The following is an 18,654-nucleotide window of genomic DNA, read 5'->3' as shown; positions in this document are numbered from 1 at the left end:
TCCTTACTGGTTGCCGGATACCGATAGGCGCAGGAATTCGTGACCTTTTCGGTAGAGTGTCGCGGCAAGCTGGTATCCCCCGCTCAATTCGCTCGCCCGGATCGCCTGCTGCTCCAGGACGACCGAGTTCCCGTCGAGGGTCGTGCCCCAGGCTTCGGGATCTTCGAACGTGCGGACCGGCCCGGAGGCGCCAGTTCCCCTGATATGCTGTGGATCCGTGGTGGCGAGGCCCGCGTAGCGTGTGCCCGACACCATCTCGGAGAAGTCGCTGGTCGTCCTTGCCCTGAAACCGGGAGTATCCGCGTTGGCGACGTTCTCGGACACGACGCGCTGACTCTCGCTCAGCCAAGTCAGGCGCTGTGATGCGAGGCTGAAGAAAGAAATCCCGTTGACGCTCATTAGTCTTTCCTTGCGGCTTGAGAAGAATTAGCATGAATAAATGGGTGCATTCAAGGATTAATAATGCAGACGCTCTTCTCTGACCTCAGCCAGGCCGTACGAGAAGTCGGGGGCACGCGCATCGCCGGACAGGTCCGTGCGATCTCGGGGCTTACCCTGACGGTAGAAGGGCTTGGGCGTGCGCTGGGCATCGGGCAACGCTGTCTCGTGCACGGCCGCAATGGTCCTGTGCTTGCCGAGGTTGTGGGTCTCGACGACGAGGGGGCGCATGTATTGCCGTTCGGGGTCTGGCGCGGGATCGCTGCCGGCGACGCCGTAGAGGTCCTCGAGGGTGACGATCTCGTAAGGCCGACCGAGGCTTGGCTTGGGAGGGTCATCGACGGACTTGCGCGGCCCCTCGACGGTCGGGGCCGTCTCCCGCAGGGTGGTGTGCCGCGGTCGGTGCATGCCGATCCACCCAACGCGTTCGACCGCCGACGGGTCGGACCAAGAATGGACACAGGGATCAAGGCGGTCGATATCTTCACCCCGATCTGTCGCGGACAGCGGATGGGGGTATTCGCCGGGTCGGGCGTCGGCAAGTCGACCCTCATGGCAATGCTCGCCCGGCAAGCCGACGCAGACGTGATCGTGATCGGCCTCGTGGGTGAACGTGGGCGCGAGGTTCAGGATTTCGTGCAGAAGGATCTCGGGCCCGATGGGCTTGCCCGGTCCGTGCTCGTGGTTTCAACGGGCGACGAACCCCCGCTCATGCGGCGCCAGGCGGCGTGGACGGCCACGGCCGTCGCCGAACACTTCCGTGACGCGGGCTTCCAGGTCCTTTTGTTGATCGACAGTGTCACCCGCTTCGCGATGGCGCAGCGCGAGATCGGTTTGGCTGCGGGTGAACCGCCGGCGCAGCGCGGCTTTCCCCCGACCACGTTCGCCGAACTTCCCCAGTTGCTGGAAAGGGCCGGTCCGGGACGTGACGGGCAGGGCGACATCACCGCGATCTATACCGTGCTTGTCGAGGGCGAAGACATGAATGATCCGGTTGCCGACTCGGTGCGAGGCATCCTCGACGGCCATGTGATCCTCGACCGGACGATCGCGGAGCGTGGTCGTTATCCTGCGATCGACCTGCTGCGAAGCATCTCCCGGATGCTGCCGGAATGCCACGGACCGGAGGAGAACGCCCTGCTCCGCGAGATGCGGCTCGGCCTCGCGCGTTTTGAAGACATGGAGGACCTCATTCGCCTTGGCGCCTACAAAGAGGGAAGCGATCCGGAAGTCGATCGGGCAACCAGGTTGGCCGAGCGATTGCATCGCTTCCTGACGCAATCCAGGGAAGAGGCCACGACGACGGAAGACGCCTTCGCCGGGGTCAAGCGACTGCTGCTCGAGGCGGGCATCGAGATCGATGGCAAGGGTCCCGATGCCGAAGCGGCCGGACCTGTCGCGGCCCTTTCGGAAGGGCCGCTTCCACCCGGGTTTCGCCAGCCCGGCTAGTCACCGGGTTGCCAACGCCTCAGGCGCGTCCGACCGATCCAGTTCCGGATGGTGGCGCGGTCGGCATGCACGTCGCCTGCGAACCGGAATCCCTCGACCCATCGCCCCGCCTTGTTTGTCCTTGATGGAGTTATTGGGGATCTTCCCGGATCTGCGGACTCGGCCTTTGAGGCAAGCGCTTGTGCGCTTGATATTGTTCGTCAAGTCCAAAGTCAGTGAAGTTTAGCCAATAAGAACCCTGAATTGTTCATGCTTCGAACACATTTCCTGCCGATGCTGCCAACGGTTTATACATGAGAAACCCAGAATGGACTTGAAGAGAGACATCGGCATGGGACATCCGCTACCCAATGGTCTGAATGGCGTGCTCAACGTGCTCGTCGTCGACGACGAGCCGGACATCTGCCTTCTTCTTGCAACGGCTCTCGAAGCCATTGGAGGCTACTCCGTGACCACGGCAACGGGGGCCCGAAGCGCTTGCGAGGCGATCGAGAGAGCCGAGGCACCGTTCAACGGCATCTTCCTGGACATTCAAATGCCTGAGACTTCCGGCATTGAACTCTGCCGGATCCTTCGCAACACGCCCGGATATGCCGAGACCCCGATCATCATGCTGACCGCGATGATGGAACGTCACTACCTCAGAGAAGCGTTCTCGGAGGGCGCCAACGATTACATCACCAAGCCTTTCGACCTCGATCTGGTCCAGTCGCGGTTCAAGAACGAGAGACTGAAGAGTCATCGCCGTGCCATCCGAAGGGCCGAAATCGAAACCATGCCATCATCGGACCAGGTCGCGCTCGCGATGCCCACGGATGCGCGATCGCTCAGCGATCCCTTCACTTTCCGGGGCGTTCCACGTTGCGTGGATATGGACGCATTTCATACCTATATCCGGCAATCGCGCGCGCGCTTCACGGCCCCGCTATTCATCAAGACCATCAAGCTGGGCAACATCGCGGAGCTGTATTCTCGCCTGTCCGATGCCGAGCTTCAGGCACTTCTGCGCCACGTCGCCCAGTGCATTTCGACCGCGACAGAACCTGGCCGGGACATCTTCACCTATTGCGGACAAGGTGTGTTCTTCGCTGCAAGAGACAGCCAGGGAGCGCTGACGCAAACAGCGCTAGACCAAGCCCTGTCGGCCACCGGCCCATCCTGGAACATCGCGGGCCGGCTTGTGCCGCTCGACCTCATCTTGGGACCCGAGGAAGCCTATTGTCTCGAGACGGAGACGGCACCGAGTTGACGCGAAGTCGCGCAACGTGCCGTCAGAACGCGGACACCGTGTTGGTGGCGACGGACCCGAGAGTTGCATTTTCGCTCTAATCTCAATGTTTTCTTTCCCTGTGCTGATGGTTTTTGGTTTGATTGTGTTCTTGTCTGCTAGGGTTTGTTCGGCAGGCTGTGCGCGCGTCGAAGAGAAAAGAACATTCGATCGCAGCACATGAAAAGATCTCGGAAGAATCCGGGACAACAGGTGAAGAAACGGTCGTGAGCAGAAGAAGCTATCGCAGGATCGCGTTCCAAACATTGGCGTACCTGTCAGTGGCAGCGGCGGTCACCGCAGCTGTATTCATCTTCGAAAAGTCCGAACTGCGGGCTCTGCAGGCGGAACAGCGCGCGGAAGTGAACGAAGTCGTTGAAGTGCTTTCTCGCAACATCGAGATCGCGCTGACACGCAAGTCGGTCGCAACAGCCGGGGTGGCTCAAGCGGTGTCGCTGTTGCCGACGATCAGCCAGGATCAGTTCTCGGCGATCTCCAGGCGAATTGTCGAAACCGACGCTTCCATCGTTCTGATGTCGCTGATCAGTGACGGCCGGACGACCCGCGTGCACCCGATCGAGGGCAATGAGTTTTTCGTGGGGCGCGAGCTTCGCGGCTCTTCTGCGTTCGTCGATGCCATCGGCCGCGCGCGCGATCGGGAGACCGGGCTTGTGCAGGGGCCGATGCAGCTGTTGAGCGGGGCGGAAGGTTTCATCGTTCTGCAGCCGATCCTGCTGCCGCAGACGTCGAACCAGGCCGGTGTTGAAGCCCCACCCGCAGAACACTTGGGCCTCCTGGCCCTTGTCTTCGCGACCGAACCCTTCTTTGCCGAAGTCGGCGTCATGAATGTCGGTGAGGGATACGCGGTGGCCATCCGGAACGCCGTTGATTCAGGATCGACGACCGTCTTCGGTCCCGCAGCGCTTTTCGACATGGATCCGGAACTCATGCGCGCGGCTTTCCCGCTGGGCTCCTGGGAGGTTGCGGTCGCACCGGTCGGTGGGTGGCTGTCTGAGCTTCCGAATCCTTGGCCGATCCGGGGCATGGCCCTCTTGGGCACGCTGTTCCTCATGTGGGTCCTGAGGGATTTCATGGGTCTGCGGGAGGAAAACAAGCGTGTCGCGCTACGGCTCAAGGCCGCGATCGACACGATACCTGACGGCTTTGTCCTGTACGATGAAAATGATCGCCTCGTAGTCTGCAATGAAAGATACAAGGAGATCTACAAAAAGAGCGCTGCCGCCATTACGCCGGGCGCGTCTTTCAGAAGCATCCTCGAATACGGACTCGCCAACGGCCAGTATGCCGACGCCATCGGTCGTGAGAAGGAGTGGCTGAAAGAACGGCTGGAGCAGCATCGCAACGATGAAGCATTCGTTGAACAGCAGTTGGACGACGGGCGATGGATGCGGATCATCGAGAAGGTCACTCCAGACGGCTGCCGCGTCGGTTTGCGCGTGGATGTCACGCTAATCAAACAGAACGAGCGTCAACTGGAAGAACAGAACCAACGCTTGAGTGCGGCGCTAGAGGCGCGGGAAAAGGCGGAGGCGCGGTTTGCCGAACTGACGGAGTTCAGTACGGAATGGTACTGGGAACAGGATCATGAACACCGTTTCACCTTCTTCTCGGATGGTTTCGAGCGCGCCACCGGGATCGATCCCAGTCGTGTTCTGGGCAAGCGGCGCGATGATTTCAGCGATCGGGATCCTGCCGCGCTTTCGGAAAGCGGGGCTGCCGATGTAATCAATGCCATCGAGGCGCGCGAGCCTTTCCAGAATTACATCTACAGTGCGGTCGACGTCAGAAACGACGAGATGTGGGTCCGTACAAGCGGCAAGCCCATTTTCGGCAAGGACGGTTCGTTCCAGGGCTACCGCGGTGTCGCCGCCGATGTGACGAAGCTGTACCAGGCGGTACAGGAGGCCAAGCTTGCGGGTGAAGCGAAGACGCGGTTCCTGAGCATGGTCAGCCACGAACTTCGGACTCCTCTGACTGTCCTCCTCGGCTACAACGCGTTCATCGCCAACAGCACACACCTTCCCAGCGTCGCAAAGCTCCGGCAGACGGTTGGTCACATGGATGACAGCGTGCTTTCGGCCCAATTGTCGGCTGCTCTCGATCAGATCGGGAGCTTTGCCAGGAAGATCGAGGTGTCGGGGCGGCAGCTGTTGTCGATCGTTTCCGATCTTCTCGATTCCACAAGAATGCGGTCCGGCGATTTCAGGCTGGAATTTTCGCGCGTCAGCCCAAAGAATGACCTCGGTTCCATCGTGCAACACCATCGACGTCTTGCCGAACAGAAGGGCTTGCGGCTTGTTTCCGATATTTCGGACGTCCCATTGCACGCCGATCTGACCCGCCTGCAGCAGATCCTGAGCAATCTTCTTGGCAACGCAGTGAAATTCACACGGGAAGGATCGGTTACCGTTACCGGCTACATGAGCGATGGAATGTACCGGTTCGAAGTGCGGGACACCGGCATCGGCATGACCGAAGAGGACGCCAAGAAGGTGTTCGAACCGTTCTACCAGGTAGATCCGACCGAGACGCGCAACCATCAGGGTATCGGCCTCGGACTTGCCATCACGAAGCGGCTTGTCCAGTCGCATGGCGGCGAAATCTCGGCCGAAAGCGCGCCCGGTCAGGGAAGCCGTTTCGTGTTCACGATGCCGATCTACGAACTCGGCCATTACAGGCTGCGGGCATAGCCGCGGCGCAGGACCGAAGCGCGCGGGATGCCGGTGGAAGAGCGGCGCCGTATGGTCATGCGGCAGCAGTGGCGCGGTCACGGCCATCGATCATGTCGGAAGTGTTGTCTAGCTTCGGCAGGATCAGCGGGCCGGACGATCCGTGCCAATTGCCTCTTTTCGAACGAGGCGCTGCCGATCATCGAAACGGGTTGCAGATCACGGTCCGCAATCACGGTCAAGGGACAGGAGCCGAGAATGCTGTTGCCGATACCGGCCGCCATCGCGCGGCGCCATCTTGCGATGGGGGATGAATACCTTTGGCATTTGGATGGTGTTCCTCAAGCCTCATTGGTGTCGCAGAAGGGTTCCGGAAGAGACGTGATGTCCTGCCCAATCTCGTTTTCCATTCGGCGATGGCGCTTTTGGCAAGCGTTCCAAGCTTCATGCCCGGTCCGGTGAGCATATCGACGACAAGCCTTCTGGGCGCGCCCTACATGATTTGACGGCCATTCGATCCAATGACGGTCGCTACGAAATACAGCAAGGCTGGAGCGCGAATGACACAGGCCCGTGAAATTGGTCGAAACTCCCGCTACTCAATCCCATCTCGCCACATTTTTTCCATAGTTTCCGGGTTCACCTGAGGGCGAGGGTATCCTCAATAAAAAAAATGTTGAGGCATGAGATGAAAATCCTAGCAGTGGACGACGATCCCGATTTCATGGCCGTTCTGGAGACGGTGCTTGCGGATCTTGGTTACCGCGACGTCGTGACCGCCAGTTCCGGCCGCGAGGCGCTGGATCTGATCGGGACCTCTCCGTCCAGCGGTTTCGACGTTTTCATCTTTGACATCGTGATGCCCGGCATGGATGGGATCGAATTGACGCGTCATGTGCGCGCGCTCGACGCTCATCGGGACACGCCGATCATGATGAACACGGCGATGGCCGACCGGGTGCACATCGAGAAGGCCTTTGCCGCCGGCGCTACGGACTACCTGACCAAGCCCGTGGACGTCGTGGAAATGAAGGCCCGATTGTTGCTGATCGAAAGCCTTGTGGAAGAACGCAAGCGGGCGAGAAACGTCGTGGTGCAGCAGGCCCATGGCCTTGGCGCAGGCCCCTCCTACGGGTTCATGGACGGCATCCCGCTGAAACGCGTCGACGGCGCCGTCGATCTTTTCACCATGGGTAACTACGTGAAGACACTTGGTATTTTCCGCGCCCGTTCCGTGGCCGCGATTGGCATAGCCGTCTCGAACGCACGCGCCATCCATGATCTGGAGGGCGGGCATGCCTTCGGTGAGGTGATGATCGATGTGGCGACCTGCATCGCCGACTGCTTGAGGCAATCGAACCGCATGATCGCCTATGCGGGTGGAGGCGCGTTTGTCTGCCTGATGCCCCGTGCCGAGGTCGGCGACCCGGACAGCATGGCGGACCAACTGCGCGAATGCGTGATGGAGTTCGGATCGGTCTACCATGAACTCGACATCCAGCTTCCGACGATCACCGTTGGGCAGCCGATCTGCGTACGCCCATCGCAGCTGGGTACCCCCATGCGCATCATCGATGAGGCCATCGCCTCCATCAGATCGAATGTATCGGGCATCGCCAACATCGCGTGAAATGAACAAAGCCATGATCACCACATCCGCGAACAGCCAGGTGAACGCTGGTATTGCCAAGCTTCGTGACGGTTTCCTCGACCGTGTGGCCGAGCGCGTCATCACCATCGACGCGATACTTGCAGCCGCCTCCGGTCCGACAATCCCCGAGGCGGACGTTCGGACCATTGTTCACCATACGCACAAGACGGCCGGGGTGGCCGCTACATTCGGCTTCGCCGAACTCGGCGCGCGCGCCTCGGAGGTCGAGCGCATCCTCACCAGTGGCGGGGCGGAGATACCCTGGCAGGCTGTGCGCCCGGCGATCGAGACATTGCTCGACGAGATGGAAAGCGCGCTGGACAGCTAGCCATCCTGACCTGCCCCAATGAAGTGGTCCGGTTTCAGTCTTGGTGCATGACGGGTCTGGGAGCTACGCCTGGGGTGGCCGGCGAAGCGGCTTCGGATGGCGGAGCCCGCCACTGCACGACTTCCGGAGCTGGCGGCCGATAACCTAGGGATGAGTGCGGGCGTTTGGTGTTGTAGTGCTGGCGCCAGTTCTCGATCATGATCTTCGCCTCGGCCAGGCTGTAGAAGATCTCGCCGTTGAGCAGTTCGTCCCTAAGCTTCGCGTTGAAGCTCTCGCAATAGCCGTTCTCCCAAGGTGATCCTGGCTCGATGTAGGCCGTCTTTGCACCGACGGCGGCGATCCATTCCCGAACCGCCATGGCCACGAACTCAGGACCGTTGTCCGACCTGATGTGGTCTGGGACGCCGCGCAGGATGAACTGGTCCGACAGCACGTCGATGACGTCGGTCGATCTCAAGCGACGGTCTATCCGGATCGCCAGACACTCCCGGGTAAACTCATCGATCAGGTTGAGCATGCGGAACTTCCTTCCGTCATAGGTCCGGCTCTCGACGAAGTCGTAGGACCAGACATGGTTCGGACGCTCCGGCCGCAGACGGACACACGACCCGTCGTTGAACCAGAGGTGCCCCCTCTTTGGTTGTTTCTGCGGGACCTTCAGCCCCTCCCGCCGCCAGATCCGTTCGACCCGCTTCACGTTCACGGCCCAGCCGGCGTCACGCAGCAGGGCCGCGATGCGCCGATAGCCGTAGCGGCCATACTGGGTTGCGAGCGCGATGATGTCCGCGGTAAGCGCCTCCTCGTCAGGGCGCCCGCGCGGCACCTTCCGCTGGGTTGATCGGTGCTGACCGAGCACACGGCAGGCGAGGCGCTCCGAGACGCGGAACTTCTGCATGACGTGATCGACACAACGACGGCGGCGGGTGCAGATACAGAGTTCATGGAAACGGTCAGCTACAACCTTCCGGTCGATCTGATCGACCTGGTGCGCGATCTGGCCGAGGCGCGCGTGGCGCAGGCCCGTAAAGAACAACGCCAAGCCAAGCGGAGGGGCGAGCGAGGCCCCGAGGCCCGCAAGTCTGCCTCAGCCGTGGTGCGGGAGGCGTTGGAAGCCTACCGGGGGCGGATCGAGGCGGAGCTGAGGGAGCTACAGGCTTGAAGCGGCTCGTAGCAGGCTTGGCAGCGATGCTTGCTGGGGACGCTCAAGCAAACGTCGTTATTAACGGCGAGGCGGTTGAAATTTCAGAGCGGCAATGCCGCTCAATCCTGTCCGACATCGGCGTAGTCAGCTTCAGCTATAGCCACGAAGAAACGAACGACCGTAGAGAGGTTTGGACTTACAATAGAGGCATTCTCTATCCTGTCGTTCTTGATCCGCGCGGAGTTCGGTGTTTGGGCTGGCGATATGACTAGGTGACGCCCGCTAGCGCCCCTGCACTTGCGCCAGCATCGCCGCTGCACTCTCGCGCGCCGCCAGTTTCTCGGTATACCGGCTGACCATGCGTTCCGACTTCCACCCGCCCGCCTGCTGGATTGCACCCGTGCTGGCTCCTGCTGCCTTGGCGTCCTGAGCCGCTCCAACTCGGGTTGAGTGCGCCGAGAACCGATCCCCGCAACGGCGGCGGAATATCTCCGACACATCCCGAGTCCCGATCCTGTCGTTCTTCGCGGCGAACCCCAGCGGGATGAACAGCGGGTCGGCCTTGTCGAGATGCGCCGTTTCCACCCACGCCATGATCCGCGTGTAGGTGCTGGCCGCGATGAACCTGTAATCGCCTTCACCCTCCTGGTCCGTCTTGGATTTGGCGATGAAGCACGTCGCCCCGTCCACGTCCTGTTGAACGTCACCGACATTCACGGCGACCAGTTCGGAGGCACGTGCGAAGGTGTCATAGGCGAGGCAGAGCAGCGCCGCGTCCCGCAGGTCGATCAGGTCGTCGCCCATCAGGTCGAGCGCCTTCTGGATCGTGGGCCAGCGCAAAGCCTTGGCCTGATCCTGCCGGGTGCCTTTCGCTCGCCGAAGGCGGCGCAGGGCGAGCTTCACGGCATTGGAAGCCCCCGGCACGGGGAGATCGAGGGCGCGGTGCAGGTGGTCGATCGAGGCGATGTAGCGCGCCACGGTAGCCGGCTTCTTGATCTCGCCCATCGCATCCACGAACGCGGCGACGGTCTCGGGGCTGGCGGGTGGCCCGTAGGCGTGGCCCGTCTCAGCGCACCAGGTGGCGAAGATCGAGGTATCTGATCGGATGGCCCGTAGCGTGTTGGGCGAGTAGGCCCCGCGGGACATTTCGGCGTAGGCCGCAAGGCGCAGGTCGAGGCCCGCAGGAATACGATCGAGAACGACCTTCAGTTGTTGCACGGAAAAGCCTCTACCAAAGCATCAATCATCCCGACCGCGGGATCATCCCCCCATCGAGCAGGATTGTCCGACGCCCAGTTCACGTAGGCTTGTGCTGCGGCAGCGGTTGATGGAGGTGATGCAACTCGGGCGGCCGGGTGTGGGTTGTAGCCACTTGCTACGTCACCGCAATTGAATACCAAGACCTGCGCTACGCGACGTGCCAATCCTAAGCAAAATGCTGTGGCGTGCACCTCTTCGATCGTGACGGTAGGAAACGACCGAGGGGACGCCGCAGAACGACATGGCTCGATCATCTGGCCAACGGTGGGTTGAGCCACGCCATGGCCGCTGCCCAAGATCACAATCAGCGCAAACGAGAAGAAAAACCGCAACGGCCGACCTCCGATAAGTGTAATTATCAGATATGATAACGCCTTTCGGCGTTTTGCGCAATTAGACTTTACTAACGTCTTTCTGTGTGTTACGCAGAAAGCATGAAGAGTGGTCCCTTCATCGATCTTGTAGCTGACACGCTTGGTGTCGAGCGCGGAACGACCAGAGTAGTCGCGCGTTCCTTACGTGAGGCCGGTTGGCTTACGACCGGTCCAAGGGGGCGCAACGCCCCCGACATGACATCCGTTGATGCATCGCGGCTCATTATTGCATTGATGACAGGAGCTACCCCTGCGCGCGCTCTGGCTCAGTTCGAAGTTTTTCGCTGTCTTCGTCTCGTGGGAGATGCTCCCCTTGATGCGGCGCTCAAACGAAGGCTTCCGGCACGTTCCTCGCATACAATCGAGGACGTCTTGGTTCTGTTGCTGGAGGCGGTAATCTCTGGTCCTCAAGCCTTCACCACCGATAGTGGCGAACCGGGTATTGTAGGATTTCTTCTTCAGGTGAACGAAACTGCCCAGTCGGCCTTGGTGATGATTGGGCGTGACAAGTTCAATTTCGTCAACACGTCCGGTCCAGCGCGTAGCCGAACGTCGGATGCAGGACACGGTATTCAGACAACCCGTAGCATCACTTATCTTGAGCTGGAAATCATCGCTCAAAGCTTGGATAGGCAACCCCAAAAAAGGGCGCGCACCAATGTTTCCCAAGATGCCGGAGGTGCTGCCGATGCCAAGTAGTCCAGCCGTCATCAAGCAATCTGATCTGACCCGCTATATCGCTGCGACCGTAAAGGCGGGCGTCCCTGTACAGCAGGTGATGATTGCCCCGGACGGAACGGTTACGATCACCATCGGCAATGCGTCCGCTGAGGGCGCCATGAACCCTTGCGACAGGTTGCTCGACTGATGCGCCGGCGAAACCCCTTTCCCGGCGTGACCCGCGTCGTAGACAGGCACGGCAAAGTGCGATGGCGGTTCCGGCGCAAGGGTTTCACTTGTTACTTGCCAGGAGCGTATGCCTCGGCGGAGTGGCAGGCAGCGTATGAGGCCGCGCAAGCCGAGGCGAAGACGCCAACATCTACCAATCGCTTTCCTCATGGTTCTCTAGGCTGGCTGATAACTCGGTACCTCGAAAGTCCCAGGCATCGTCGCAAAGCAAAGCTGACGCGCCAGATGATCGGGCGCGAAATGGACTGGCTGCGCGACCAAGCTGGCGAGCTGCCAGTGGCGTCTTTCCGTGGTCGGCATATCGAGGCGCTGATGATGCGGAAAGAGGGCCCGGCGGCGCAGGATCGTGTCCGCAAGGTGCTGTCGATGTTGTTCAACCACGCGATCAGAATGGAGCTGGTTGCGCACAACCCTGTGCGAGCCGTGGAGCGCATCAGTCAGAAAACCGACGGCTTCCATACGTGGGGCGACGCCGAAATCGCGCGGTTCCGCGATCGCCACGCGCCCGGCACCAAGGCGCGGCTTGCCTTGGAGCTCGCGCTCAATACAGGCGCTGCGCGTCAGGATCTCGCCAAGCTCGGCTGGCAGAATGTGCAGGGTGGCCGGATCAGCTACCGGCGCGGCAAGACCGGCGTCGAGGCGGATTTGCCGATCTTGCCCGAGCTTGCCGACGAGCTGGCCCGCTTGCCGCGCTCGCAGCTCCTTTTTCTCCCTACGCAGACGGGAGCTGCTCATACTGCGGCTGGGCTCGGGAACTGGTTCCGCGATCGCGCGAATGAGGCCGGCGTGCCCGGCACGATCCATGGGCTCAGAAAAGCAGGCGCGACACGGCTTGCCGAGCATGGTGCGACAGAATGGGAAATCTCCAGCTTCCTTGCCCACGAGGGAACCAAGGAGGCCGCGACCTACGTCCGAAAGGCAAGTCGCTCGAAGCTCGGGACGGCGGCGCTTGCTCGTCTCGGCGGGACGAAAAGTGAACAGAACTTGTCCAACCTTTCTGAGAGGTTGGACCAAAGGAGCCCGAAAGATGAGCGATGACAGTATCTTAAGAGAAGGGGTGGCAGCCCGTAGGGGAATCGAACCCCTCTTTCCAGGTTGAAAACCTGGCGTCCTAACCGATAGACGAACGGGCCACGCTTGGCGTGGACGGTGTCTAGGAAAACGCGCGGGCGGGATCAAGGGGATTCTTGCGGGCGGCCGCGCGATTTCCGCAGGTGCCGGGTCAGTCCGCCCAAGCCGCATCCTCCAGCCGGAGCTGGACCCGCGTCCGTCCGTTCCAGTGGTTCAGTTCGACCCGGCCCGCAAGATGCACGGGCCGACCCTGATGGGCCTGCAACGCGTCGAGCCCCAGGCGCGCGGCGTCGAAGGCGATGGCGTCGAGGCTCGTGGCGCCCCCATCGGAGAATGCGAGCTTCAGGTGGCCCTCGCCCACGGGCCGCGTCATGCGGATGCGCATGGCGGGGAAGGCGAAGCGCGGGGCAGGGGCCGAGGCGCCGAAAGGGCCGGCCGCCTCGATCCGTTCGATCAGATCGGGCTGCGCCGCCTCGGGCATCAGGATACCGTCGAGGCGTAGGTCGCCCGCGCCGCCTTCGCCCGCGCCCTGTTTGGCAAGCAGGTCCGACAGCCGCTCCATCGCCGGTTCGAGCTGTGCCCGGTTGAGCGAGAGGCCCGCGGCCATCCGGTGCCCGCCGCCTTTCTCGATCAGCCCCTCGGCCGCGAGGCGCTGGATCGATACGCCGAGATCGACGCCCGAGACCGACCGGCCCGAGCCCTTGCCGCCATCGCCGTCGAAACCGATCACCACGGCGGGGCGGTGCGTGTGTTCCTTCAGGCGGCTTGCCACGATGCCGACGACGCCCGGGTGCCAGCCTTCGCCCGCCGCCCACACCAGCGGCGCGTCGAGGCCACGCGCCTCCGCCTGTTCGAGCGCGGCGTCCCTGACCCGCGCCTCGATCTCGCGGCGGTCCGTGTTCAGCGTGTCGAGCCGCTGCGCCAGCGCCGCGGCCTCCTGCGGGTCATCGGTGGCGAGCAGGCGCGCGCCCAGGTCCGCCGCACCGATCCGCCCGCCCGCGTTGACCCTCGGGCCGAGCACGTAGCCGAGGTGGTAGCTTGTCGGCGCCCGGTCGAGGCGCGCCACGTCGGCAAGCGCCACGAGCCCCTTGCGATGCCGCCGTGCCATGACCGCGAGGCCCTGACGCACGAAGGCGCGGTTGACCCCCCGCAAGGGCGCCACGTCCGCCACGGTGGCCAGCGCCACGAGGTCCAGCATCGCCATGAGATCGGGCCCGCTCACCCCCTCGGCGCGGAGCCTGCGGTTGAGATCGACCAGCACGAGAAAGACCACGCCGGCCGCGCAGAGATGGCCGAGGTCACCGGGCTCGTCCTGCCGGTTGGGGTTCACCACGGCGACGCAGTCGGGCAGTTCGGCGGTGGCGAGGTGGTGGTCGAGGACGATGACATCCGCGCCCTTCGCCGCCGCGATGGGCCCGTGGCTGAGCGTGCCGCAATCGACGCAGACGATCAGGTCGTGCGTCTCGGCCAGCCCGCGCATCGCCGCGTCGTTCGGCCCGTAGCCTTCGTCGATCCGGTCCGGAACATAGAGCGTCGCGCGGTGCCCCATCTGCCTGAGCCACGTGATGAGCAGGGCCGCCGATGCGCCCCCGTCCACGTCGTAGTCGGCGAAGACGGCGATGCGTTCGCGCCGCCTGAGCGCATAGGCGAGGCGGCTCGACGCCGCCTCCATGTCCTTCAGGACCGCGGGATCGGGCAGGAGATCACGCAGCGACGGAGCGAGGAAACCCTGCGCCTCCTCGGGCGGCACGCCGCGCCGGGCAAGGACGGCGGCGACACCCGGCTCCAGCCCCGCACGCTGCGCCAGCGCGGCGGCGAGGCGCTCCTCCTCGACGCCGGGCCCGACCCAGCGCCGCCCGGTCAGCGAGGATTGCACGCCGAGAAACGCGTTCATGGCGCGCGCTCCGTCAGTGTGGCAACCGGCACGACCTCGGCGAATTCGCCGTGCAGATGCGAAAGGGCGGCGTCATGGATCGCCTGTGGGTCCATCGCGGCAAGGCCCTGCCGCCAGCCGGTATCGGCGTTCCGCGCGAAGGCGGCGCAGGCGTCATGCGCCACCCGGACGGAGAAGCCGAGATTGGCGGCCATGCGGACGGTGGTGGACACGCAATGCGGCGTCGTCAGCCCGCAGATCACGAGGTCCGCGATGCCGTGGTCGCGCAGGTGCGCCTCCAGCCCGGTGCCGATGAAGGCCGAGTTGACGGATTTCTCGAAGACCGGCTCGTCGCCGCGCGGGGCGACCCCGTCCTTGAACGCGGTGCCCGGACCGGAGAGCGGACTTCCCGGTTCGGTCGAAACGTGCCGGATGTGGACCACGGGCGCGCGCGCCGCGCGCCAGTGAGCCAGCAGGCCGGCGGCGCGGTCCTCGGCGTCGGGATTGTTGCGCGCGCCCCATGAGGCCGCGTCGAACCCGGCCTGTATGTCGATCAATATGAGCCCGGCCTTGCCGCCCATGCCCACTCAGCGCGGGTTGACGTAGGTCATGCGCCGGACCGACCCCGTCTTCGATCGCATCAGGATCGTCTCCGCGGTCAGGTGCGTCGGCGTGCTCTTGATGCCGGGCAGGATCGAGCCGTCGGTGACGCCGGTCGCCGCGAAGATCACGTGTTGCGTGACCATGTCGTCGCGGGTGTAGACCCGGTCGAAGTTGGTGATGCCGTGCTCTTTCGCGCGCGCCTTCTCGTCCTCGTTGCGGAAGATCAGGCGCCCGAAGATCTGCCCGCCCATGCACTTGAGCGCCGCAGCGGCCAGAACGCCCTCGGGCGCGCCGCCCGATCCCATGTACATGTCGATGCCTGTCGTGGGTTCGGCGCAATGCATCACGCCGGCCACGTCGCCGTCGGTGATGAGCCGGATGGCGCAGCCCGTGGTGCGCAACTCGGCGATCATCTGCTCGTGGCGCGGTCGCTCCAGCACGCAGACCGTTATGTCCTTCGTCGAGCAGCCCTTGGCCGCGGCAAGCGCCGAGACACGCTCGGCGGGCGACATGTCGAGAGTCACGACGCCGGGGCGGTATCCCGGTCCGATGGCGAGCTTGTCCATGTAGACGTCGGGCGCGTGCAGCATCGAGCCGCGCGGCCCCATCGCGATCACCGTCAGCGCGTTCGGCATGTCCTTGGCGGTCAGCGTCGTGCCTTCCAGCGGGTCGAGGGCGATATCGACCTCGGGCCCCTCGCCGTTGCCGACCTCCTCACCGATGTAGAGCATCGGCGCCTCGTCGCGCTCGCCCTCGCCGATGACGACGACCCCGCGGATGTCGAGCTTGTTCAGCTGCTCGCGCATGGCGTTCACGGCGGCCTGGTCGGCGGCCTTCTCGTCGCCGCGACCGATCAGGGTGGCCGAGGCCAGCGCGGCGGCCTCCGAGACGCGGGCGAGCCCGAGAGACAGCATGCGGTCGTTGAAATCGGTGGGGTGCGTCATGGGAAATCCTTCGGAACAAGAGCTTGCCCCGGTGTAGCCTCGGCCCCTTGTGCGGGCAAGGCGCGACGCGGGCGTGACGGCGCTAACATCGGGTGCCGGGCGCGGAATTCCCGGTGATTCCGGCCCCGAAGAGACGTCTTTTCCGGCCCGCGCCCGCCTGGCCCCGGCCCCGGGCGACCATCGGCGCAGCCGCCGGCCACTGCCGCGCCGCCGTCCGCCCCGGCCCTGTCGGCGCTGAAATCGGCTTTGCCGGCCAAAGGTTGATGATATGATGGGGGCGTTTCCCGGATCCGGATCGCCAGATGCTGCGCGCCTTTGCCTTCGTGTTCGTCCTGTCCACGCCGGTTGCTGCAGAGGTGCACGCCTGGGATGGCGCCGATGACCCGGGATTTGCCGCGGCGCGGGAGGACTGGCTTTCGGGGTCGGACGACATGGCGGCGCTTGCGCGCCTCGCGGACCTGGCGGCGGCCGGAAATCTCGCGGCGCAGGTTCTGCTCGGCACGGTGGTTGCCGCGGGGCTGGTTCCCGAGGCCGTGGACGCCCTTCCAAGGGCCGAGCGCATCGCGCTGACCCGCGCGCCGGGCGGATTGTCGGGCACGTCCTGGCTCCGCGTGGCGGGGCAGGCCGATCCCGTTGCGGGTGCGCTCGAGACGGTGACGGTCGGCTCGCAGCAGGCGACGCCCGCCGAAATGCTCGCCGCGCTCGAGACGCTGCTGGCCGCGGGTGAAACCGGGCCATCGATGCGGATCATGACGGGCCTTTACAACATCGGCGGTTTCGGCCCGACCGGTGGCTGGACCGTCACCGCGCTCCTCGGCGGCCATTCCACTCTGCAGGGGCATGGCGCGCCGTTGCTGTCGGGGCTCAGGGACATCCTGACCGACCCCTCCACGGGGGTATCGGATCGCATGGCGCTGGCCGCGGTCAAGGCCGCGCTGGCCGCGCTGCCCCGGACCGATGATCTCGACGCCCCGCTCGCCGCCGTCTGCGCCGCGGGCTGCCCCGCGACGGCGGAGGCCTGCACGGAGGCGCTGGTGCAGGCGACGGGCGGCCTGCCGGGGTTCCTGACGCTGAGCCCGGTCGAGGGGCTGGTCGACAGCGCGACCTACCAGTCGAGTCCCCGCTTTGCCGCCGATCTGCGCAGGCGCCTGTCCGCCGCGGCCGACAGCGTGGCCGGGCGCGACGCCTGCGCGGCGACGCTGATCCGGTAGGGCGTCAGACTTCCTCGATCCGAAGCGCGACGGGCGCGCCGGTCAGGACGCCGGTGCCCGGCAAGGCCGACAGCGCCGCGTCGAGGTTGGGCCGCGCCGTCTTGTGCGTGACGATCAGGACCGGGGCATGGGCGCCCGGATGGTCGTACTGGCGCATCCGGTCGATCGAGATTCCGTTCTCGCCCAGCACCGTCGCCACCTTCGCGAGCGCGCCGGGTTTGTCGACGAGTTCCAGCCGCAGGTAGAAGCATGCCGGGCTTTCGGCATTCGCGGGCGGGGCGGGAGCAAGGGTTTCCGCCGGCTGGCCGAAGACCGGCAGCTTCATCCCTCGAACGATGTCGCACACGTCGCCCATGACCGCGCTGGCCGTGGGGCCTTCTCCCGCGCCGGGGCCGCGCAGGACGATCTGCTCCACCGCGTCGCCCTCGATCACCACCATGTTGGTGCCGCCGACGAGTTGGCCGAGCGGCGAGGCGCTCGGCACGAGGCAGGGCGTCATGCGCTGCTCCAGTCCGCGGCCCGTCATCTGGGCGACGCCGAGGAGCTTGATCTTGTAGCCCAGATCGCCCGCACGGCGGATGTCGTCGATCGAGACCTTGCCGATCCCCTCGAGCTTCATGTCGTCGAAGGAGACGCGCGTTCCGAAGGCGATGGAGGCGAGAAGCGCCAGCTTGTGACCCGCGTCGATGCCGCCCACGTCAAGCTCGGGGTCGGCCTCGACATACCCCAGGCCGTCAGCCTCGGCGAAGGCCTCCTCGTAGGTCAGGCCCGCGTCGTCCATCCGCGTCAGGATGTAGTTGCAGGTGCCGTTCATGACGCCCATCACCCGCGTGACCGCGTTGCCTGCAAGCCCCTCGGTCAGGGCCTTCACGACCGGGATGCCGCCGGCGACCGCGGCCTCGAAGCGCAGGTTCACGCCCGCTGCCTCGGCCGCCTCGGCCAGCGCCTGTCCATGATGGGCGAGCATCGCCTTGTTGGCGGTCACGACATGCTTGCCCGCGGCGATGGCGGCCTCGGTCGCGGCCTTGGCGGGGCCGTCGGCGCCGCCCATGAGTTCCACGAAGACGTCCACGTCCGGCCGCCGGGCCAGAACGACGGGATCGTCCTCCCAGGCGTAGTGCCTGAGGTTCACGCCGCGGTCCTTGTCCCGGCTCCGTGCCGAGATCGCGGTGATCGCGATGGGCCGCCCGCACCGGCGCGACAGGAGTTCCGCGTGCCGCTGCACGATCTTGACGACGCCTGTTCCCACGGTGCCGAGCCCCGCGATCCCGAGACGAAGGGTATCGGTCATGTCTGTCCTCCGGCGGATGAGGGACCTTGTTGCGTGCCCCTGTTAGCGGCTCGCGCGGGAGGCTGCAACGCGGCTCAGAGCGGCATGGCGCGCAGGCGGGCGGCGCGGCGGCGCAGGTCGGCGGCGCGGGCCTCCAGGCTGGCGCCCTCGGGGG

General features: G+C 64.3%; 16 protein-coding genes, 1 tRNA gene and 1 pseudogene. 10 read left to right on the top strand and 8 right to left on the bottom strand.

Translation table 11 applies throughout. The features are described 5' to 3' along the window. Positions 1 to 3: 3 nt before the first annotated feature. Positions 4 to 399 carry a flagellar basal body protein gene (locus N8I71_RS15810; protein ID WP_262878977.1) on the bottom strand — a complete coding sequence of 132 codons (396 nt, stop codon included), beginning with the start codon at positions 397 to 399 and terminating at the stop codon, positions 4 to 6. 63 nt (positions 400 to 462) lie between these two features. Between N8I71_RS15810 and fliI the strand changes: the two genes are divergently transcribed. The 5 genes from fliI to N8I71_RS15785 all read left to right on the top strand — a co-directional run bounded on the left by fliI (position 463) and on the right by N8I71_RS15785 (position 7,823). Further along, a complete protein-coding gene (gene fliI, locus N8I71_RS15805; protein WP_262878976.1) occupies positions 463 to 1,887 on the top strand; it encodes a flagellar protein export ATPase FliI in 1,425 nt (474 codons plus the stop codon). A gap of 313 nt (positions 1,888 to 2,200) precedes the next feature. Then, a complete protein-coding gene (locus tag N8I71_RS15800; RefSeq protein ID WP_262878975.1) occupies positions 2,201 to 3,136 on the top strand; it encodes a response regulator in 936 nt (311 codons plus the stop codon). A gap of 158 nt (positions 3,137 to 3,294) precedes the next feature. Then, the gene (locus tag N8I71_RS15795) at positions 3,295 to 5,865 is read left to right on the top strand and encodes a sensor histidine kinase (RefSeq protein ID WP_262878974.1); all 2,571 of its coding nucleotides are present in this window, start codon (positions 3,295 to 3,297) and stop codon (positions 5,863 to 5,865) included. Positions 5,866 to 6,547: 682 nt separating this feature from the next. Continuing rightward, a complete protein-coding gene (locus N8I71_RS15790) occupies positions 6,548 to 7,474 on the top strand; it encodes a response regulator (RefSeq protein ID WP_262878973.1) in 927 nt (308 codons plus the stop codon). A gap of 13 nt (positions 7,475 to 7,487) precedes the next feature. Continuing rightward, complete coding sequence (locus N8I71_RS15785; RefSeq protein WP_262878972.1) at positions 7,488 to 7,823, top strand: Hpt domain-containing protein; 336 nt, start codon at positions 7,488 to 7,490, stop codon at positions 7,821 to 7,823. 34 nt (positions 7,824 to 7,857) lie between these two features. Here the strand turns inward: N8I71_RS15785 and N8I71_RS15780 are convergent. Then, positions 7,858 to 8,745: pseudogene (locus N8I71_RS15780) on the bottom strand (IS3 family transposase); the annotation flags it as partial. Between N8I71_RS15780 and N8I71_RS15775 the strand changes: the two are divergent. Beyond that, positions 8,722 to 8,982 (top strand): hypothetical protein, encoded by a 261-nt coding sequence (locus N8I71_RS15775; RefSeq protein ID WP_262879065.1) that lies wholly within the window; start codon positions 8,722 to 8,724, stop codon positions 8,980 to 8,982. The pseudogene N8I71_RS15780 and the gene N8I71_RS15775 sit on opposite strands and share 24 nt — an antisense overlap. Before the next feature lie 264 nt (positions 8,983 to 9,246). Here the strand turns inward: N8I71_RS15775 and N8I71_RS15770 are convergent, their stop codons facing one another. Further along, positions 9,247 to 10,182: a tyrosine-type recombinase/integrase gene (locus N8I71_RS15770; RefSeq protein ID WP_262878971.1), complete on the bottom strand. Its 936-nt coding sequence runs from the start codon at positions 10,180 to 10,182 to the stop codon at positions 9,247 to 9,249. Between the two features lie 476 nt (positions 10,183 to 10,658). Here N8I71_RS15770 and N8I71_RS15765 point away from each other — a divergent pair, with 476 nt between their 5' ends. The 3 genes from N8I71_RS15765 to N8I71_RS15755 all read left to right on the top strand — a co-directional run bounded on the left by N8I71_RS15765 (position 10,659) and on the right by N8I71_RS15755 (position 12,545). Continuing rightward, positions 10,659 to 11,297 (top strand): hypothetical protein, encoded by a 639-nt coding sequence (locus N8I71_RS15765; RefSeq protein WP_262878970.1) that lies wholly within the window; start codon positions 10,659 to 10,661, stop codon positions 11,295 to 11,297. Then, a complete protein-coding gene (locus N8I71_RS15760) occupies positions 11,269 to 11,466 on the top strand; it encodes a hypothetical protein (protein ID WP_262878969.1) in 198 nt (65 codons plus the stop codon). Before N8I71_RS15765 ends, N8I71_RS15760 begins: the two co-directional genes overlap by 29 nt. Before the next feature lie 266 nt (positions 11,467 to 11,732). Further along, positions 11,733 to 12,545 carry a tyrosine-type recombinase/integrase gene (locus N8I71_RS15755; RefSeq protein ID WP_262878968.1) on the top strand — a complete coding sequence of 271 codons (813 nt, stop codon included), beginning with the start codon at positions 11,733 to 11,735 and terminating at the stop codon, positions 12,543 to 12,545. 20 nt (positions 12,546 to 12,565) lie between these two features. Here N8I71_RS15755 and N8I71_RS15750 read toward each other — a convergent pair. The 4 genes from N8I71_RS15750 to glpX all read right to left on the bottom strand — a co-directional run bounded on the left by N8I71_RS15750 (position 12,566) and on the right by glpX (position 15,998). After that, positions 12,566 to 12,640: transfer RNA gene (locus tag N8I71_RS15750), tRNA-Glu, on the bottom strand. 89 nt (positions 12,641 to 12,729) lie between these two features. Further along, positions 12,730 to 14,472: a single-stranded-DNA-specific exonuclease RecJ gene (recJ, locus tag N8I71_RS15745; protein WP_262878967.1), complete on the bottom strand. Its 1,743-nt coding sequence runs from the start codon at positions 14,470 to 14,472 to the stop codon at positions 12,730 to 12,732. Then, the gene (locus tag N8I71_RS15740; RefSeq protein WP_262878966.1) at positions 14,469 to 15,032 is read right to left on the bottom strand and encodes a cysteine hydrolase family protein; all 564 of its coding nucleotides are present in this window, start codon (positions 15,030 to 15,032) and stop codon (positions 14,469 to 14,471) included. Before N8I71_RS15740 ends, recJ begins: the two co-directional genes overlap by 4 nt. Before the next feature lie 6 nt (positions 15,033 to 15,038). Beyond that, a complete protein-coding gene (glpX, locus tag N8I71_RS15735) occupies positions 15,039 to 15,998 on the bottom strand; it encodes a class II fructose-bisphosphatase (protein WP_262878965.1) in 960 nt (319 codons plus the stop codon). 302 nt (positions 15,999 to 16,300) lie between these two features. Between glpX and N8I71_RS15730 the strand changes: the two genes are divergently transcribed. After that, positions 16,301 to 17,209, top strand: a complete 909-nt coding sequence (locus tag N8I71_RS15730; RefSeq protein WP_262878964.1) for a hypothetical protein — start codon at positions 16,301 to 16,303, stop codon at positions 17,207 to 17,209. A 4-nt stretch (positions 17,210 to 17,213) separates the two neighbouring features. On the opposite strand, the gene N8I71_RS15725 is transcribed toward N8I71_RS15730, so the two are convergent. Further along, positions 17,214 to 18,500, bottom strand: a complete 1,287-nt coding sequence (locus tag N8I71_RS15725) for a homoserine dehydrogenase (RefSeq protein ID WP_262878963.1) — start codon at positions 18,498 to 18,500, stop codon at positions 17,214 to 17,216. Positions 18,501 to 18,654: the final 154 nt, after the last annotated feature.

This window comes from Roseicyclus sediminis (assembly GCF_025515305.1).
Lineage (GTDB): Bacteria > Pseudomonadota > Alphaproteobacteria > Rhodobacterales > Rhodobacteraceae > Roseibacterium > Roseibacterium sediminis.
Note: the sequence above shows the minus strand (reverse complement) of the source record. Positions and strands in the feature narration are given on the sequence as shown.

Bases quoted from the DNA above. Each gene is read 5' to 3' on its own strand.
- fliI (WP_262878976.1), top strand. From the start codon at position 463: ATGCAGACGCTCTTCTCTGACCTCAGCCAGGCCGTACGAGAAGTCGGG.
- N8I71_RS15725 (WP_262878963.1), bottom strand. From the start codon at position 18,500: ATGACCGATACCCTTCGTCTCGGGATCGCGGGGCTCGGCACCGTGGGA.
- glpX (WP_262878965.1), bottom strand. From the start codon at position 15,998: ATGACGCACCCCACCGATTTCAACGACCGCATGCTGTCTCTCGGGCTC.
- N8I71_RS15740 (WP_262878966.1), bottom strand. From the start codon at position 15,032: ATGGGCGGCAAGGCCGGGCTCATATTGATCGACATACAGGCCGGGTTC.
- N8I71_RS15785 (WP_262878972.1), top strand. From the start codon at position 7,488: ATGATCACCACATCCGCGAACAGCCAGGTGAACGCTGGTATTGCCAAG.
- recJ (WP_262878967.1), bottom strand. From the start codon at position 14,472: ATGAACGCGTTTCTCGGCGTGCAATCCTCGCTGACCGGGCGGCGCTGG.
- N8I71_RS15755 (WP_262878968.1), top strand. From the start codon at position 11,733: ATGATCGGGCGCGAAATGGACTGGCTGCGCGACCAAGCTGGCGAGCTG.
- N8I71_RS15765 (WP_262878970.1), top strand. From the start codon at position 10,659: ATGAAGAGTGGTCCCTTCATCGATCTTGTAGCTGACACGCTTGGTGTC.
- N8I71_RS15730 (WP_262878964.1), top strand. From the start codon at position 16,301: ATGCTGCGCGCCTTTGCCTTCGTGTTCGTCCTGTCCACGCCGGTTGCT.
- N8I71_RS15810 (WP_262878977.1), bottom strand. From the start codon at position 399: ATGAGCGTCAACGGGATTTCTTTCTTCAGCCTCGCATCACAGCGCCTG.
- N8I71_RS15760 (WP_262878969.1), top strand. From the start codon at position 11,269: ATGCCGGAGGTGCTGCCGATGCCAAGTAGTCCAGCCGTCATCAAGCAA.